Below are 19,258 nucleotides of genomic sequence, written 5' to 3' on the forward strand. Positions count from 1 at the left end.
AGCTATCTATCATATTAAAACAATATTGGTAAGCTTTAAGAAAGAGAGGGAGGTAAGAATGAATGAGAAAATAGGCCCTATTGAAATTATTATGGGGGATAACAAAAGTCGTGTTCCTTTCTCAACGTCACTCCTTATAGCAGGTCAAGAACATTCAACACTTATTGATTGCGGGGCAGGCCAGACAGCTTTTGAATACATGAAAAAGGAACATAGAGTCATGCAAATTTATTTGACTCACCACCATTTTGATCACATTTGGGGAGCACATCTATTCCCTGAAGCGGAAAAGTTGATTAATCATAATGATGTAAATAAAATATCCGATATTAATGAAATTGGCAAAGCAATGGGCATTTATGCTGTATTTAGAAAAGAAGAGATCGAGAAATGGATAGAATCCCAGCAAAATAAAAAGTGGCAGGGTAAGGTACTTGGAAAGAGAACGTTGGACGTTACTGGCTCGTATCGTTATGATGAAGAAATTGAAATGTCGGGTGTAAAAGTTAGCATGATCCATGCTCCTGGACATTCCGAAGGATTTTGCTGCCCTTATATACCTGATTACGGAATCCTCTTAGTTGGGGATATCGATTTAACCACGTTCGGTCCATTTTACGGAGATGCAGATAGTAATATTGATCAATTCATTGAATCAGCAAAAAAGACACTCGAATTCGATGTGAAATATTATGTAACGTCACACCAAAAAGGCATGTATTTAAAAAAGGAATATAAACACCAATTAGAAAAGTATCTACTGATTATTGAAAGAAGGGAAAAGAAAATCAAGCAAGCCATCCATAAAGGGGATTCTCCTCAACAATTAGTCCAACAAGACATTTTTTATTATAAGAAACAATACGAACGAAATCTAATATTTATGAAGAATGAAATATTAAGCATAGCCAAACATCTGAAACGTCTCATCGACCATGGAGAACCTTATGAGGATTATTATGAAGAATTTATCACAGCCCATAATCTGAACAGAAAGTACATGGAGTACTCCAGTGGCTAGGTGCCGAAAGAATAAATATCCCCCCTTTATACAGATTTACTGTTAATTTACAAAAAGACATTATATGAAAATGTTGTAGTGGGAGGAACGTATATGTATCTAGAAAGATTAAACCAATTTAGTTTAGGACCTGACCTATTATTTGGAGTAGGTGCTATTTCGCATGTTCCTGAAATTATTAACCGTGAAGGTTTCAAAAAAGTTATGATTATTTGCGATGAAGGCATCGAAAAAGCTCAAATTCTTGAGAAGGTACTGGAGAAAATTCGAAAATCAAATGCCCAGATTACTGTGTTCTCCAATGTGGAGGCTAACCCAACGACCGACACTGTTAAAACGGGAATGCATTTACTTAAAAAGTTTCGACCTGATCTCTTAATTGGGCTCGGAGGCGGAAGCCCTATTGATGTAGCAAAAGCACTGGGCATACTGGCTACTAATGGAGGTCGCATTACGGATTACGAAGGTATTGACCGATTTTCAAATCAACCACTCCCTCTTCTAGCCATCCCTACAACGGCTGGAACAGGCAGTGAAGTCACTATTTTTACCGTAGTGACCGATCCTATTAAAGAATACAAGTTAACAGTGGGTGGCAGCATGCTTGCTCCTAAATGGGCAGTCATAGCCCCGGCTTTAACGATAACATTGCCTCCAAAGCTTACAGCCGCCACCGGACTAGATGCACTCGTCCATGCTATTGAGTCTTATACATCTACTATGTCTTATGCTTTAACAGAAACACTGGCGTTAGATGCGATTCGTACGATTTCCTCTAATTTAAGACAAGCCGTCTTTAATGGAGAAAATCTTTCAGCCAGAAGAAAGATGCTATATGGAAGTCTTGTAGCAGGTATTGCCTTTAACAATACACGACTTGGAAATGTTCACGCGATGAGCCATCCTTTAAGCGCCAAGTATCACGTGCCACATGGTGTAGCGAATTCAGTATTACTTCCTCATGTGATGGAATTTAATTTGCCGGCTGCTCCAGGTAAATTTCTAAATATTGCAAAGTCTATAGGAGAGTATATTGATCCAACTCAAACGCTTATGGCAAATGCTTATAAAGCTATAGAAGCCGTTAAACAATTATCAAGGGACATTCATATTCCAAAGGATTTTTCTGAATACCAAATTCGTGAATCAGATATTTTACCAATGGCAGAAGATGCGATGAAAAGCGGGAACATTGCAGTAAATCCCAGAAAAACAAATATAGAAGATGTTGTCTCTTTATATAAAAAAACGATGGGAAGAACTTCTTTTGAAACTGATTCGGTTTTGGAATAAATAAGCATTAACGATAAGTGTACTAGCCAGACTGCTAATATGGATGGTCATTTACTCGGGTTTCATTTTGATGCTCAATTATTGCTATAGAAAATTCGATACTTATATATCTTTGGAAATCCGAGTAATTTTTCAATCTGAATATTATTAATCAACACGACCATCTATTTATTTTTAAGTGTCAGTTCAGCCTGTATATTTGTCATATTGAAAAAAGATTGAGCCGTCAACTGTGTGGCCATAGTATATTGGTCATAAAGTTGACGGCTCTTAATGAAAACAGTGTGGATGCCAATTGCACGAATTTCTTTTGATGACAGCCATAGCAAATGTTCGATGATATTTCCCGATTCAAGGAATGAGGTAAACGTAGTCAATATAACGCCATTCTTTTTATCCGCTCACTCCTAAGTGCAAATTCTTGTATGTTAATATATTCTAACGGCTTGTCCGCGCCCCCTTGGTCGGATATAAGCTGTACATCGTACGGTTTTAGATTTTCTAATAAACGCTGGACGGTGATCATTTTTTACACCTCGTTTTCTCCAAACTAGTTACATTTTCTAAACACAAATAAGTCTTGATTTTTGCTTAATAAATGATTACTATTTGATTCAATTTCATAATTGCTTTTGATTAAAAGGTCATAGAAGCAGAATTCCAGTTTTTCTTTAAAAAAATTGTGTGCTTAGCTTTGCTTGCGGAAATACGCTCGCTTTCCGCGGGCGATCCGCGAGCCTCCTCAAGCTCGTTCCTCGTTTGCGGGGTCTCGCTTGGCTCGCTGTTCCCGCAGGAGTCTCGCATATTTCCGTTGTTTACGACCATTTAGGCATTCCTTAGATATTAAAAAAATCAAGCTACCTGTTGACTTAACATAAGATTGATACGATCACAAGCCAATTTTGAAGCATTATAAACAAGCGTCACAAGGTCAAAGTGAACTTTAGCACGTTTACCCGTACGATAACGAACATTATCCAATTGGAAGTATTCCTTTAGATACGCATTAACCCGTTCAACAGCGGTGCGCTGCTTAAATAAGGTTTTCCAAGCTTTTGAACCACGGGCAGGCGCCGTGTACCTTCAAAGATTTGTCGTGATTTTGACTTTGTAGACCTTTTGACAAAGGTCATCATGTGCCAAAGGACAATCCTTACATTCCTTTGGATGTGTGTATTTCAGTGATTCGTATTTGGCATCAAAACTGTCATAACGATAGGAATGCTCCCGAACACAAGTCGGAGCGAAATGTTTATCAAACCCTATCGGTTCAGGCTCATTTCGCTTATTATAAGCAATCACAGCTTGGTGACCCATCCGATGGATCTGTTCATAGATGGGTCCAAAATCATACCCTGCATCCGTTATAACATACTTTAACGAAGGGAGAGATAGACGCTCAGAAATGCCTTTTAATAAAGGTATAGCGGCTTTCCCATCATTTAAATTTCCCGATGAAAAGAGGGATTGTAAAATGTATTTGGGATTTTGTCCCGACAGCTAAATGGGCCTTATCCCCATACCAGAAGACATTTTTACCTTCACTGTTTTTCTTAACACCCCATTGTGGGTCCAGTGGGACGCTTGTCAGAAGTTCGGCAAGAGGCACATCAAGTTGAGCCTCAATTTTCTTTTCAAATAGTGGGAGATTGGCCTCGCGCTCCGCCTTTTCAATCAACCATTGTTCACGTTCCGCTTTTGTTTTTCGTCCACATTTTTTAGGTGCCTTTTCAGGCCTTTCCTCCTTCGGGGGAGCTTGATCACGGGCTTCGAAGTGAGTGGCATCAACGGCAACGGCATCGTCAGTGATGAATCCCTCAGAAATAGCTTGGAGCACCACGGTTTCCTTCGCTTCTTCAAGGATGGGGGAATCATTAAGCTTAGTGACCATACGTGAGTAGGCTGCTTCTGAAGGTGTGGTATCTGATACAAGAAATCCACAATTCAATTTAAAAATGAAATCCTCGTCTAAGCGCTTGATTAAATGCTTTACTGTAGGGATGCGTTCGATGATCCGAATGAAAAGTGAATTTATCATAGCTCTATAATTGAGTTCAGTCGGGGCACCAAGCCATGACTTCTTACTCACTTTATAAAGAATGGAGTCCGTATTAATGGCGGATAAAATAGCGTCATAACGTTGGGTAGGTCCCAAATCATATAATTCTTGCAGGTCAAACAGGCTTCCTTGTCGTATAATAGACATAGGGAGTGTTCCTCCGATCTCATTAGTTTTGTGTGGTACTTAACTATTTCGAGATTTGGGGAGGTACCTCCTTTTTTATGTCCTGAAAGCCTTGTGGCTTAAGGGTTAGTATTTATGAAATTCATTCCTTTGATTAAAAATAAATTTTCTTTTAAGGCGATGGCTCATAAATGAAGTGTACCTTTTGCATGTCATGAGAAAAAAGTGTCTATAACAACGGATCCGGTGATTACACCTTCTTTTGTGATGATGGGAATATCAATTAAGACACATGCGCAAGTAGAGTTGATTCTGGTGAAATAAGGCAAATGAGATAGGAAAGATAAGAGATTTGTAGGAAGGGTGGGGACTGGGGGATTGATTCGGATACAGGTAGCATCGAGGACTCGTGAACGAGGACGACGTCTTCGATATAGAACTGTAATTCTAAAGAACGGCTAGCCTTTTTCGCGAACAAACCCTTGATTGGCAGTGGGCAGCATTCTTATGGGGCGCGACCACCCTGAAAATATGCTTTAATACAATTTTTGAGGTGATTACTGATTGTATACATAGAGAATGTGGCAAAATAAGATGGTAGGTTTATGACAAAAGGGTTCATTGTACTTAATGCGTATCATTAGAAAATATTACAATCCAAATTTTGTTACCTTTTGCTCGAATTTAAAGTATAATTTACCTTAACAAAATTAGTTATTAAGGCAGCTTTGAAAGAAGGATATAAATGAAAGATCATCTAATACACATGCGCGATAAGCTAAACAACATAAACAAAAGAAATCGTTCCATTCGCTTATTGAAGATTTATCAGAAATGGAGTTTTGACCTTGCAAATTTGGATTCCATAGAAGGTAAGGAAAGCGCACAGTCGATTATAAAGAAAATAGTAGAGCAAAAAGGGAAAGGAAAGATTACTTTATTACAGCCTTCCCTTGATGATGAGAAATCAATGAATTTATCAAAAAAGCTAACAGATCTCTATCGTCAAATTAAAGCAATGGAAGATGAAACGGGTGTACATGACTTTTACTTGGGTTACCCTTTTCTATCAGGTGTTCTCTACGATGGAACCTTTATTCAAGCTCCCCTTTTCTTGTACCCTATTCGGTTGGAAAAAGATAATATTACGATGAAAAAATGGGTGTTAAATGTGGAGGAAGGCGGACCACAGTTAAATCGGACACTCCTTTTAGCAATGAAGAAATTAAATAAGATCAACTTTTCTGAGGAGATTTTCGAAGAGGCTGTTTCAGTCGCACGTTCCATGAATTTTAAAGAAATTATATCCTTTTTGGGCAAGCAACAGGTGAAGGTGCAGTTTACCGAAACAGATCTAAGCCGATTAAAGGAATATAAGGCGAGTGACATTCCAGAGGTCTCCAATATGACATTGCTTGAAAATGCGGTCATTGGTGACTTTCCACAAGGTGGCTCTTCCATTGTTCGTGATTATGATGAGTTGATCACCCTTTCAGAAACCAGTTCTCTATCGTTAGTTGGAGAGATGATTAATTCAGAAGATGGTCTATCATTAGAGGCAGGTGTCTTACCCAGTGGTGTGGAAGAAGACGAGCAGACCATTAAAAAAGAAGATATTTTGAATCTATTACGAACGGACGGTTCCCAAGAAGAAATTTTAAGGGAGGTTCGTCATCAAAAGGGATTAGTCGTGCATGGACCACCGGGAACAGGGAAATCGCAAGTTATTGTAAATCTCGTAACGGACGCACTTTATCGAAACAAAAAGATTCTTGTTGTCTGTCAGAAACGTGCGGCCTTAGATGTCGTATATCAACGGATGAATAGTTTAGGGCTAAGTGACCATGTTGCCCTTGTGCATGATGAGAAAGTGGATCGAAAAGCGCTTTATAAAAAGATTTCTACCGTTTTAGAGCATAACGAGGTAAAGTTTGCGGAATCAGTTGAAAAGCTGATAACTTTTACTTCTCGGTTAGATAATCAAGAACAGTTTCTAAATATGATTGCTAAAGCGCTTTATGAAAAGCAGCCAAATGGGTATAAATTATACGAGCTTTATGGTACATCAAAACCGATAACTGATTCAAACAAGATTATCTCCTTAAATAGTGTGATCGACCGATTAACGAGAGAGTCATTACGGGATATATCGGAGGCAGTGTATACGTATGGAGAGTGGTACGATCAGTTTGGACAGGAAAACTATCCATTAAGTTGCCGAAAGAGCTTTGCTGCTTTTGACATGAAAGCGAAATTAAAAGGGATTGAAACATTAGAAGCATTAATCCAGAAAGCAAGGAAAGCAACGGACTATATTGAAGCACTTGATATCGAAAAGATTACACCTGCTTATACATGGGAAGTACAACATCGATTAGATAAAATCTATCCAGATTTAGATGATGACCAAAAACGTACCCTTCAGGGTTTGCGCATTTTTTGGTGGACGACGATCACGGGAAAGTCGATTATTGAAGAGATTACAAACGGGGAGAAGTTCAAAGGAACAACTTCTCCAGAGTGGTTGAAAGTTAAACGGTCATTAAAGATTATGCACGACTTAGGAAAAGTAACGAAAGCTATGGCAGATGACATGAAGATCCTGTCTTTCTTGATAAAAGAGGATCACCTTAAGATATTACAGAACCGCGTTGCAGAAGGGGATATTCCGTTAAAAGAGTTAGACTTGTTATTGGAGTATATTCATCGTGACTTTGATGACCTGAAATTAATGGATACGTTCTGGGAACAGGCTAGTGACGATACAAAAACTGTTATCACTGCCCTGCAGGAAAAAGATCTTAACACAGAAAAATCACTGTCAGAGTTTTGGGTAGATATCTTTAAAAACTCAGCATATATCCACTGGATTGATCAGATCGAAGCAAAGTATCCAGATGTGCAGAAGATCTCTACAAATGAATTTGGAAGGATACGCGATTCATTCGCTAATCTTTTAGAAGAAAAGCGAAAAGTAGCGGCAGAGTATTTAGTACACGAACTGAAGAACAAGGTAAAGTCCGTTCACGAAATACAAGGAAAGTCAGCAAAAGAGTTAAAACATCAAACAGGTAAAAAGAGAATGATTTGGCCACTTCGCAAACTCGTAAACGACTTTGCGGATAAAGGATTAGTGGATATTTTGCCAGTGTGGCTAGCTTCGCCAGAAATGGTGTCGTCCATTTTCCCGTTAACAGAAGGTCTGTTTGATATCGTTATATTTGATGAGGCTTCTCAGTTAACAGTGGAAAGCGGTTTGCCGTCTATATATCGCGGTAAACAAATCGTTGTAGCAGGGGATGAAAAGCAGCTTCCACCGTCTAATTTGTTCCGAGCGGGGTACGCAGATGAAGATGAAGAAGAGGAAGAGGCGAAGTTTGATACCGATGAGTCCGTTAGTTTACTAAACTTAGCTAAACGCCGTTTTCCGGAGAAGATTTTGCAATGGCATTACCGATCTAAGTACGAAGAGCTGATTAACTTTTCTAATCATGCCTTCTATAATGGCTATGTTCAAATTGCACCAAACGTCGCATCATTTAGAGAGCCACCTGGGGTTGTATGGAAGAAGGTAGATGGTCGATGGCTTAACAGGTCGAACGAAGTGGAAGCTCTAGAAGTCGTCGCGCAGTTAAAACGTATACTGCAACAACAGCTTGGTAAAACCGTTGGGATCATCACCTTTAACGCAAAACAACAGTCAAAAGTACAAGATGTGATTGATGAAGTTGCAGCTGAAGATGAAGAATTTAGAACCCTTTATAATGAACTAATGGGACGTAGCCTTGATGAACGACTATTTGTCAAAAACATTGAAAATGTACAAGGAGATGAGCGGGATATCATCATTTTCTCCATCGGCTATGCAAAAAATGAAGAAGGCAAAGTGTACAACCGGTTCGGGTCGCTTAACCAAAAAGGCGGAGAAAATCGATTAAATGTAGCGGTAACCCGTGCAAAAGAAGGGGCGATAGTGGTTTCTAGCATCGAACCGGAAGACTTAAATATAGCCAATACCTCCGAACGGGGGCCGAAGCTATTAAAGTCTTACTTGAAATATGCTAGGGCTGTTTCTGGTGGGAAGGTAGAAGATATCCAGGCAGTGATCCAGGAGATTAATGAAGCGGTAAGTACACATGCTGTACAACAAACTCTTCATTTCGATTCCCCATTTGAAGAACAAGTCTACAGGCAACTTCGTAATCTAGGATATGAAATCACCACACAAGTAGGGATGTCTGGTTATCGAATCGACATGGCAGTGCTCCATCCAAAAGATCGTTCAAGATACATCCTTGGAGTAGAATGCGATGGGGCCATGTATCATAGTTCTCCAAGTGCTAGAGAACGAGATGTTTATCGTCAAAGATATTTGGAATCGAGAGGCTGGACAATCGAACGAATCTGGAGCAGGAATTGGTGGAAGAATCCTGTAAATGAGATAGAACGTATTGATCAACGAATTAAAGAGTTAGTTCGGAATGAAGAAATTCGGGATGTGGTTCGATAAGTGCAATACGCGCCCTGAAGTATAATGAGTCAAAGCAGCACCGATTAAGTGCTGCTTATCTTCTTTTGGAGAGCTTTTTCATTGACAAAATTGAATCAAAAAATAAATCAGATGGTTATTAGGTTGTGAAAATGTAACAAAGTGCAATCCACCAACAGGAAGTTTCGCTTGCGGAAGACAAGCCCGAACAGATGGCGGATATTATTACAAACTGTTTAATGACACGCTGCCATGTAAAAAGAGAATTGAGATCTTTTTTATAGGGGTAAAGGCATATAATCAAGCGATACGCCTTCATACTGCTATATTTGTATATTTGATGGTAGGCTATAATTATAAAGAATACCCTATATACATGGATGGGGTTGGATTAAAGGGGATTAATTATGGCGGAAAATAACAGGCTTCGTTTGATCAAGGTTATGGAGATTTTGCGGACAAAGACGGATGAAGAAAATGAACTGTCGTTAGGGGAAATAAAGGAACATTTGAAAATGGAGCTGGGCGAGACGTTTGCAGTGCAGGATAAAAGCCTTAGGGAGGACCTCAGGGCTTTAGGCGACGGCGGCTTTATGATTGATGAAAATACGGGCAAGCAAGGCAGAAAGTTTTATAGGCACGAGGGTTTGTTCGAAATGTACGAGATCAGGCTGTTGCTTGACGCGGTTATTTCCGCACGATTTCTGACTGAAAAGGAAACGAAGGATTTGATCAAGAAGATTAAGATGCTTAAAAGTCAAACGACGGCGAAAAGGCTGCAAAAGCAAATTTTCCTTGATGGGGTGATTAAGGCGAAGAGTCCAGCCGTAAGATATGGCATTGATCATATACGGACAGCGATATCTGACCAGAAAAAGATCACATACCAATACGGAAGGTATAATGTTGACAAAGCGTTCGTCTTAAGCCACGAAGGTAGAGTCTATACGGTTCACCCTTACGCGTTGATTTGGAATAATGATTACTATTATCTTATTGGTTTTTATGAAGGTGCCGGGGAAGTAAGACATTATCGCGTGGATCGGATGCGGGACGTACAGGTAAAGAATGAACACTTTAATCATCATAACATTGACATTCCTGACTACGTGAACCGATCCTTTCATATGTACTCGGGTGAGGAGGATGTCATCAAGCTGAAATTTAAAAACGGTCTGATTAATGTTATCATTGACCGATTCGGCATTGACGCGGATATCAAGAGGGCAGATGACGATTCCTTTTTTATAAGGACAAAAGCATCAGTTAGTGACGGCCTTGTCAGATGGCTGCTCACATGGGGAAGTGATGTCGAGGTGATCGAGCCGGCATCGCTTCGTGAACGGATTAAGGCAGAGAATGAAAAGGTGCAAAAACTATATAATATTTAAGCATTTCCCAAAGTGTTCCTTTAAGGGAATGCTTTTTTTATTCATTAAACCATGGCAAATTTTTATCCACCTTGTTATTTATAATTCAGATATAGCAAAGATTACAAGGGGGAATTTTTAATGAAAAAACTTTTGTCAGTTGTAGGTGTAGGTTTGCTCGCTGTTGGTGTATTAGCCGGGTGCGGGGAAACGGATGTTGCAACGGGAGGATCCAACAATACCGAGAAAGCAAGCGGCAAAGAGCAAGATAAGAAGGCATCCACGAAAAAAGATGATGCTTCAAAAACATTCAATGCCAATGTATCAAAGGAAATGTTGGGACTGAAGATTAACATTGCAGAGGTGAAATTATCCGAAGACAAGATTCAAGTCGGACTAAATTTAGAGAACACAACTCAAGATAAGCTCTCGTTCTTTCCGGATCAAGGCAATGCCATCATTGGTGACATGCAGCTTTCAGCAAGTCTATTTGGCGGATCAGGTAATGTGTCAGGCGATATTAACGGTGGTGTGAAAATGGATGGTGTCATTGTCTATGATGTACCTGAAGCCAATACATTGGATGTGAAAGGGGTTAAAGAAATCAAGCTTGATATGGGCGAGATCTTCAATGATAAGACGATGGCAAGCAAAACGGTTACAGTGACCATTCCGGTTAAATAACCAAAGGGGGAATGACGAATGAAAGTATGGGTAGCAGTATTATCAATGTTAGGCGGACTATTCGGATTGGCGAGCGGTTTCATGGTAACTGTATTCGGAAGTGTCTTTGGCGAGGATGCCATGGCAAATAGCGGGGCCACGGTCTTTTGGCTGTCAGCCTTAGCCATTGTCCTTGGATTCCTATCATGGAAGTTCAAGAAAACCGCCGGCATCGCCCTTTTAGTTGTTGCTGTATGGGGACTGATTGCAAACGGGCTATTCTTCACCGTGGCCTTTATCTTCCTGTTCATTGCCGGCATCCTATCTTTTCTTATTAGGCAGAAACAAGGCAATGAAGCAAACTTAGCACAGTAAAAAATACTCCTGCTTGTGACGGCCGTTCTGCCTTCGTGGGCGGGAGTATTTCCTTTGTATTAAGAAAGCGTGTTAATTTTTTGGGACTATGGTCTTAATACGCGGTGCGTTCTTATAAATGTAATATCAAGCTAAAATGAAGGCGGATATAGTTCAAACCGATACAGGTAAAGGAAGCAATTTTATGTATGCAATATATTAGAAACGAAGGGGATGCTGTATGGATAAAAACTGGGGGTACTCAGAAAAAGATGATGAGGAACTAGATAATGAACTGAGTGGGATTGATGATATTCTTGGCAGAATATATCCCGGCGTGGAAGGTGAAGGGCTAACCTATAAACCCTATTTCAGAATACTTGAAGCCAAGGTAGTTGAAGATTTTCTCTGTATCTCTATCATTGCAGATGATCCTTACGACTTTGAACAATTTCAAGAAAAAGCATTGGATATGGCAAAACAAAAAGCTAATGCATTAGGCAATTTTGAATTAAGGAAAATCGGCGGAATTACAGTCAACGGACAAAATGAACCAGTAAAACAGGTCTTTCATTTTTCAAGAGCAGAAGAACTTTAATAATATTACAAAATACGCTAGTTTGTAATGAAATTGAAATAATTAGATGTATAATTGAGTGAGAATCCCATTTAATTAGAAGATCAAATAAGGGGTGCATTAAATGCTAGAACAATATCTAAAAGAGTTTGCAAGCAAAGCCGATATATGGTTTGGAAATTCTTCTTTCATTGAAGATAATTATCTTTTCTTTAAGCAGTTTAGGAAGGAAGTCTCACAAGGAGATTTAACTTGGGAAAAGATCCAGAAAATTGGTGATCATATTAATTCATTCAGTATGCCACTCGCCCGCAAGCGTGCCCTTGGCAACATGAATGGTCCATTAGAAAAGTATGAAAAAAGCCTTCGTCACTTAATCAATCATTCAATACCGGTAAATGAGATTATCGATGATTTATTAAATTCGGATGAATACAAGCTATTTGGATTTGGCGGCAGCGTTATTGGCGAGATGGTAGGCAACCTATACGCTGATCAATATTGTTTTTACAATCAACGTGACAGAGTAGCAGCTGAAAATATTTTGGATATAGATCCCCAGTTATCTAGAGGGGATTCATATGGGCAAAAGTTTATGAAGTTTCAAAAGGCGCTTCAACAATCTGGAATAAAAGAGCAATACTTGACTATCGTCAGTAAAAGATCCGATGTGCCGATTTGGCTGGAAATAGATCAATTTTTGAGTTACTTATACGAGACTTATCGGGAGAAACAAACATCTGAATCTAATAAAAATGAACAGCAATTAACATGGGTTATATCCCCTGGTGAGAAAGGAAAGGAATGGGCGCAGTTTTACAAAAGAGGGGAAATTGCAATAGGCTGGCCAGAGCTAGGAGACTTAACAAAATATACAACTAAAGAATCTATTAAAGAAGCATTAATAAAAGCCAACAACCTCAACGTTAATCCATATAATGATACCGGAACAAACTATGATTTTGTCTATAAAATGAAACCGGGTGATCGCCTGATTGCTAAAGGAGGGGCAACCAAAGTACTTGGGATTGGTGAAGTTGTTTCAGAGTACACATACGATCCTGAAAGAGACCATTTCAAATCCATAAGAAAAGTCAATTGGACGGATAATAAACTCACAGAACTGTCAAATCACAAATTTCCAGTTAAAGCCCTGACAGATATAACATCCGACGAAGAATTAGTTTCCGACATTCTGAGTAATTATACTCGAACAAACTTAGATAACAGATTACAAAAACAAAAATCGTACGGACGACAAGATGTTTTAATGGATCTATTTATTCCTGAGGATAAGGTAGATACAATGAAGGCATTGCTTGACAGGAAGAAGAACATTATTCTTCAAGGACCTCCCGGTGTGGGGAAAACTTTTGTGGCTAAAAGACTAGCATATTTTCATCAAGAAAAAATAACGGAAGACAATATCCTTTCCGTTCAATTTCATCAGTCATACTCTTATGAAGAATTTGTTAGGGGCTATAAGCCGACAGAAGATGGAAAATTCCGCTTGAAAGATGGCTTGTTCTATACCTTTTGTAAGAAGGCACAAGAGGATCCTAACAATACCTATTATGTCATTATTGACGAGATTAATAGGGGGAATTTATCCAAAATTTTTGGCGAATTATTCATGTTAATTGAAGGGGATAAAAGAGGACCCGCACACAAGGTACATCTTGCATATCAAAAGGATGATGACGAGACTTTCTTTATACCAGATAACTTGTACGTTATCGGGACAATGAATACGGCGGATCGTTCCATAGCTCTTGTTGACATCGCGCTACGCCGCCGTTTTGCTTTTGTCAGTCTCGAGCCCGGGTTTGAACAGGATGCTTTCGAAGCATTCATGAAGAGCAGACAATTCTCTGATTCTTTTATTAAGCACCTGGTTGTGACAATGAAAGAGGTAAATCAAGAAATCACCTTGGATCTTCGGAATGCAGGAAAAGGCTATGAAATTGGCCATAGCTATTTCTGCAATAAAAAGCCTGAAGGTGAAGATGAGCATGACTGGTTGGCATCAATCCTTGATTTCGAAATTAAACCTTTATTAGAAGAATACTGGTTTGATGAGCCTCAAAAAGTGGGGGATTGCATTGCGAAGCTTAAAGCAGGTACCCGTTAAAAACTTTTATTATATGTTGATGTATGCTTTTAGATACCCGCTTGATCAATTTCAAGAAGTCATTCAAACCAAGGAACCAACCTCACCGATTGATTTGTGGGCAATGCTGTTTAACAGAGAAGTTGGCCGGTTGATTCGTCAAGGCTTGGTAAAAGAATACCAGCCAGTTAAAGAAGAAACGGGCACGATTCGGGGAAAGATCCAGTTCCCCGAATCCATACAACATCAATCATTCTACCGGGCGAAAATGGTGTGTGAATGGGATGAAATGGATGCAAATGTGACTGCCAACAGGGTATTAAAGTCAACACTTGAACGAATTCTGAATGACAATTCGGTAGGTAAAGAGATACAACTTGAATCAAGTCGTTTACTTACATACCTTTTGGATATACCAAGCATTGAGTTGACTAATAGAACATTTCAATCGTTAAATGTGAAAGGACGCTATAAGGCCTATCATCTTGCCTTCTACTTAAGTGAAATGATTGCTGCCGATGCTTTTATAGAAAAAGGGCAAAGCCAAAATAGATTAGATACGATTGATGAATCAAAAAACCTAGGCAACCTGTTTGAAGACTTTGTTCGAGAATTCTACCGGCTTCACTTACCAGGTTTTTCGATTGGTTCAGAAACCTTTACATGGGGCAATCATCCCATGCTGCCAAAAATGATCACTGACATATCCATGAAAAGCGCAAACCGTTATATCATCATGGATACAAAATATTATGTCTCAGCATTGTCGCAACAATTTGATGTAGAAAAACTCCGCAGTGCCCATCTTTATCAGCTCAATGCCTATTTGCAGCATGCTAAATTGATGGCGGGGGCTGAGATGACTATAGAAGGTGTGCTGCTATATCCCAAGGTTGATAAGGGATTTGATGAAACATTTGAATTGCTTGGTCATAAGGTTCGGGTTTGTACGCTTGATCTGACGGCATCATGGCGACGGATTGAAGAAAGGCTCATGACAGTTGTCTCAGGGTGTATATAGTACAAAGACAAAGAAGGGAGATAAGGAAAATTAGCATTCCCCAATTTAAGTACAATCCTAATCCTTTTGAATTGGATGTGTTTGAGAAAGTTAAAACAATTTGCCCGGTTTGTAACAAGGAGCGTGGTGTCTGTTATGTTGGATCTTTTTATTCTTTGAAGAGATTGAGGGTATCTGCCCATGGTGTATTAAAGATGGATCAGCTGCCAAAAAATTCGACGGTGAATTCCAAGACATCATATGCTGCGAGGAGATTGACAAATTGGAGTATGTTGAGGAACTTATCTTTAGAACACTGGGTTATTTTGGATGGCAACAAGAAAGTTTTTATGCATTATCTCAAATAATAAAACTGGAAGAAATATGATGGATATACAAAGACACTTTATAAAATATTTATAAAGAAACTCCCTTTTATTTCATAAATAGGAAATAATTCATATCGGAAAAATGTACTGAAAATTTCAAAAGAGTACTATTTAATTAGTAATAAGGCAAATCATAGTCTATATTTAAGATGAATCACTGACAACCGTATCATAAATAGTGGTAAAAAGAGAGTGGAATTAGTAATAGAGAAAGAATAGTCGGGAAAGTTGGGTTTATAAAAACATTAAGGGAACAAGTTATTGTCAACTTGTTCCTTGTCAGTATCTATAGACATGCAAAAACTCTCGCATTTTCCACTTGAATACGGAAGTATAAAATATGGGAATTTATTTTCTTGTAGTTTTATTGCCGAATGTACTAAAAAATTGCCTAAAAAAGAATAAATTTGGAAAAGGTTAAATTTATTTATCAAACGATGTGATAACATTACTAGTATAAGATAATGAACAATTTACAATTTTGGGTTATGAAAGTGGTGAATGGAATGACCATTAAGAATTTAAAAGTTCTTAGAAGAAAGGTTCCCATAGATATACCTGACTGGATCAATTTTGCATTCGAATTAGGCGCTTATATAAATGACCATGGAATTAAGTATAAAAAATCTATTAACCTCATACTATCTCTTCCCAGTGAACAGTTCTTTCCATTATTTATTGCAATGGGAATAGCAGACAAAACATTTTCCAAAAGTAAACAAATGCAATCTATAAGAAAAACAATAATTAACTTAGAAAAGGGCAGTCGAATTATTTATCAGGATGAACAGTCTGCCAGAAAAGCATCAGTTATCTCTGTAGAACCTAGCCCTGTTTTTGAAAACGAAATGATACTTAAGATAAAAGACGGAAAGATTGAAAGAGGGATTCCTGAAAGATATTGGATTGATAGAGTTATTCTTTTAGATGAAGAATTTGATGAAATTAAAAGAACACGAAAGGTAAGTAACAAGCAACAAGTTGGTTTAGAAAATAGTCGATTGTTGAGTGTTTTGTATACATCAAGCCAATTAAATAAAGTTGAGTTTTATCCCGGAGACTCTTATTACTTGGTTGGAAATTTAGGTCAAATTAGTGGAATTATGAGTATGGAAGTTTTTATTTATGAGGGTGTAAAAGGAACAATAAAAGACTTCCTTTATTTTGATAACAGTAATAGTTACACAAACGGGAAATTTATTTCATCTCAGATGAAAAGAAATGATGTAGAAATTAATGGGGAGGTTCCGGTAATTTATTCGGGTCTATATAGTTTTATTAAACAAGACAAGCATTTCACTAAAAATCCTAAAATTATTTTATCAGGCAGGACTGACAACGAAAATCGACTGCATGAAGTGAAGGAAGAATTAAGAAGAGAGTTATTGCAAGGTGATCACAAAATAGTTACTGAGGAGGTTGTCGACTATTTAAAATCCATTGATGCTCCAATACCTAATGGTATTGAATTTCTTGCTTGGAGGTAATTATTATGAACTTTAATAATTTATTAGACCAATATAGTTTGGGTGATAAGACTGTTTTATTTAAACAAGTAGAAAGTAATGAATTATTACATTTTGCAAATAGCATAGAAAAGTTCAGATTAGAAATTCAAAATAGATATGAAAATGACGATCATTTGGTAGAAGTTCTGAATTTGCTAAAGAAAATGTTTTTTAAGATAGCAGGTAGTTTACTCCAGTATAATAAGGTGATCAATAAAGATACTGAAAACCAAATTCTTTCAAAATTTATTCAGGTTAAAAAGAGTTATCCTGAACTATTCACAAAGGTTGTAATTCAAATAGCAAAATCATTTAAGCAAGTGATAGAAAGTACAAATAATAATTTGTATGAATACTTATGCAATTATATAAACAACAAGGCGGAAGCAGGCTTAAAGGTAGCAATAGTTACAAAAAGGGCAATTACAATTGAGGAAAGATTATTAATCCAAAATGGGTTGAAATCATTCTTAAAGGTAAGTTATTTTACTGAAAACAGTTTTAGGAAAGATATAGAAACTTTTGATGAAGTTGTTTTTGTAGGTAATCCCGCTTATTTTGGTGAGTATGTTAAAAACACCTTTAAAGGTAAGACGGTTGCTTTTATATCCTATGATATTTTTACTAATTCAATAAGCCCCAAAAAGATATTTGAGGATATAGACAAGAAAGGTGTGTATAGCACAATATTTGATAATATTTCTTTTGGAGAACCAATACAAAAGAAAAGCAATTTCACCTTAGAACAAGCGGAGTTATTAAATATGGCAGTAAGTAGGTTTCTAGAAGAACAGAAGAATACATTAGAAGTGAACTTTCAAGATGCTGTTGATTCGTCCATCGTTTATCTGGAGAATGATCGTTTCTTATTTGCACCAAATGATTCAAAAATACGGGTATTTTCCCCAAATGAAAAAGGTAATTTTATCAAACAAATTAGTTTTAAGGACATAGAAGAAGATGATTATATTGTAATTAGAAATGATAGGGATAGCAAATTGATTGCTGAAGTTGCTGACCATGATGTTCTAACGAAAAATGCTAAAAAATATCGCCTTCTTCAAAATGAGTGGAAGGATAAGTTGCGCTTTAATGTAAAGAAAAAAGGAATAAGAAGAGTAAGTGACATATTAGTAAATAAGTATAATATTAACACTGCCTCTATGGCTTCGTTAAGGTCATGGTGTAATGAGGATTCAATTTGTCCAACTGAACTTCCGAAAATACTAAAGGCATTAAAGTATGATGAGGATAAAATAAAGGAAACTTATAAAACTATGAAGATAATCCAACTTGCGCATAGGAAAGCAGGAAGGATTATTTCCTATAAATTAATGGCTGAATTATCAAATGATATTTTAAAAGAGTTACAAGAAAAAGGGTATTACACTTTTATGTCAAAAGAGTTTAATGGGGCGTCCTTTAATATTGAAAGAATTGTATCAATAGATCGTTCAAGACATTTAATTGCACCATACAACCTTATGAAGCCAATGAACATAGATTAACAGAAAAGGAGTTTATTACTATGGCAATTTCGTTAGAAAAATCGCTCTACAACCGTCGAAAAGTAATGGATAATGTCAAAGAAGAGATAATAGGACCCGGTCAAATAAGAGAGCATTATACAAAGTTAAATCCGATTGGTACTACGATATTTGATTCAAAAGACGAATTGTATAAACCTTATTATTGGGAAGTTGGCGGGGTAAAAGAAGAAATTCTTCAAAGAGAAACTCCGACCCAAAGATACGTAAGCGGCCATTTGTTTCCATTAGGTACAAGTGAAAATGACGAAGTTGCCCTTGAATCCCCAATTGGTGAGGAACCTAATGAAGTTCAGGAAGACGATAAGATAGATAACTTATTTGAGCGTAAAGAAGGCTTGGAAACGACAGAAGACGATGGTGAAGTAGAATTGTTTTCTCAAAGAAATGATTTTATGCCTTCAACTATGGGGTTAACGTTTTGTGTTAATAAAGATCTTCCTAAATTAAAAGTTAGAATAGAAGGTGGAACCTATACACCGCACAATGTAAAAGTTAAGGGTGAAAGTAATAGTGTTCAATGGTGGTTGAGGGAAACTGTAGAAGGAATATGGCATTTACCTTTGAGCGACCTTATTAATCATAGACAAATGGAAAAACAAGTTGAAATAAAAAATAAAAAAGGGGAGAAAATCTCCCATTATCATATTCAATTTTAGGCTCGTCTTCGTGAAGTTAAGGATAAGTATATAGTCACCATAAGTGTTACAAACCGTTCGTCGGTTTTAAAGTTTAATAGACAACAGTTAATA

The 19,258-nt window shown here is 37.6% G+C and carries 14 protein-coding genes and 2 pseudogenes; 13 read left to right on the plus strand and 3 right to left on the minus strand.

Annotated features, from left to right (window positions below; genetic code table 11):
- The first annotated feature begins 58 nt into the window (after positions 1-58).
- Positions 59-1,021: an MBL fold metallo-hydrolase gene (locus tag EV207_RS14005; protein ID WP_132746782.1), complete on the plus strand. Its 963-nt coding sequence runs from the start codon at positions 59-61 to the stop codon at positions 1,019-1,021.
- Between the two features lie 93 nt (positions 1,022-1,114).
- The gene (locus EV207_RS14010; RefSeq protein WP_132746783.1) at positions 1,115-2,314 is read left to right on the plus strand and encodes an iron-containing alcohol dehydrogenase; all 1,200 of its coding nucleotides are present in this window, start codon (positions 1,115-1,117) and stop codon (positions 2,312-2,314) included.
- Positions 2,315-2,478: 164 nt separating this feature from the next.
- On the opposite strand, the gene EV207_RS14015 is transcribed toward EV207_RS14010, so the two are convergent.
- From EV207_RS14015 to EV207_RS14020, 3 genes and pseudogenes are all read right to left on the minus strand, one after another.
- Complete coding sequence (locus EV207_RS14015; RefSeq protein WP_132746784.1) at positions 2,479-2,691, minus strand: hypothetical protein; 213 nt, start codon at positions 2,689-2,691, stop codon at positions 2,479-2,481.
- Positions 2,688-2,840: a hypothetical protein gene (locus EV207_RS23115; protein ID WP_165886948.1), complete on the minus strand. Its 153-nt coding sequence runs from the start codon at positions 2,838-2,840 to the stop codon at positions 2,688-2,690. The genes EV207_RS14015 and EV207_RS23115 overlap by 4 nt, the downstream gene beginning before the upstream one ends.
- Before the next feature lie 326 nt (positions 2,841-3,166).
- Positions 3,167-4,520, minus strand: a pseudogene (locus tag EV207_RS14020) (transposase).
- A 724-nt stretch (positions 4,521-5,244) separates the two neighbouring features.
- On the opposite strand from EV207_RS14020, the gene EV207_RS14025 reads away from it, so the two are divergent.
- From EV207_RS14025 to EV207_RS23485, 11 genes and pseudogenes are all read left to right on the plus strand, one after another.
- The gene (locus EV207_RS14025) at positions 5,245-9,009 is read left to right on the plus strand and encodes an AAA domain-containing protein (protein ID WP_132746785.1); all 3,765 of its coding nucleotides are present in this window, start codon (positions 5,245-5,247) and stop codon (positions 9,007-9,009) included.
- Between the two features lie 386 nt (positions 9,010-9,395).
- Positions 9,396-10,379: a helix-turn-helix transcriptional regulator gene (locus tag EV207_RS14030; RefSeq protein ID WP_243647079.1), complete on the plus strand. Its 984-nt coding sequence runs from the start codon at positions 9,396-9,398 to the stop codon at positions 10,377-10,379.
- Between the two features lie 120 nt (positions 10,380-10,499).
- Positions 10,500-11,042: a hypothetical protein gene (locus tag EV207_RS14035; protein WP_132746786.1), complete on the plus strand. Its 543-nt coding sequence runs from the start codon at positions 10,500-10,502 to the stop codon at positions 11,040-11,042.
- Between the two features lie 18 nt (positions 11,043-11,060).
- Positions 11,061-11,396: a hypothetical protein gene (locus tag EV207_RS14040; RefSeq protein ID WP_132746787.1), complete on the plus strand. Its 336-nt coding sequence runs from the start codon at positions 11,061-11,063 to the stop codon at positions 11,394-11,396.
- A 220-nt stretch (positions 11,397-11,616) separates the two neighbouring features.
- The gene (locus EV207_RS14045) at positions 11,617-11,973 is read left to right on the plus strand and encodes a hypothetical protein (protein ID WP_132746788.1); all 357 of its coding nucleotides are present in this window, start codon (positions 11,617-11,619) and stop codon (positions 11,971-11,973) included.
- Between the two features lie 103 nt (positions 11,974-12,076).
- Positions 12,077-14,083, plus strand: a complete 2,007-nt coding sequence (locus tag EV207_RS14050) for an AAA family ATPase (protein ID WP_132746789.1) — start codon at positions 12,077-12,079, stop codon at positions 14,081-14,083.
- On the plus strand, positions 14,055-15,083 hold the full coding sequence (locus EV207_RS14055) for a 5-methylcytosine restriction system specificity protein McrC (RefSeq protein ID WP_165886949.1): 1,029 nt from the start codon (positions 14,055-14,057) through the stop codon (positions 15,081-15,083). Before EV207_RS14050 ends, EV207_RS14055 begins: the two co-directional genes overlap by 29 nt.
- A 77-nt stretch (positions 15,084-15,160) precedes the next feature.
- A pseudogene (locus EV207_RS14060) lies at positions 15,161-15,450 on the plus strand (CbrC family protein).
- A 507-nt stretch (positions 15,451-15,957) separates the two neighbouring features.
- Positions 15,958-16,938, plus strand: a complete 981-nt coding sequence (locus tag EV207_RS14065; RefSeq protein ID WP_132746791.1) for a hypothetical protein — start codon at positions 15,958-15,960, stop codon at positions 16,936-16,938.
- Between the two features lie 5 nt (positions 16,939-16,943).
- On the plus strand, positions 16,944-18,467 hold the full coding sequence (locus tag EV207_RS14070; RefSeq protein WP_132746792.1) for a hypothetical protein: 1,524 nt from the start codon (positions 16,944-16,946) through the stop codon (positions 18,465-18,467).
- Positions 18,468-18,487: 20 nt separating this feature from the next.
- Positions 18,488-19,165, plus strand: a complete 678-nt coding sequence (locus tag EV207_RS23485; protein WP_243647080.1) for a hypothetical protein — start codon at positions 18,488-18,490, stop codon at positions 19,163-19,165.
- The last annotated feature ends 93 nt before the right edge of the window (positions 19,166-19,258 follow it).

This window comes from Scopulibacillus darangshiensis, from assembly GCF_004341035.1.
Taxonomy (GTDB): Bacteria; Bacillota; Bacilli; order Bacillales; family Sporolactobacillaceae; genus Scopulibacillus; species Scopulibacillus darangshiensis.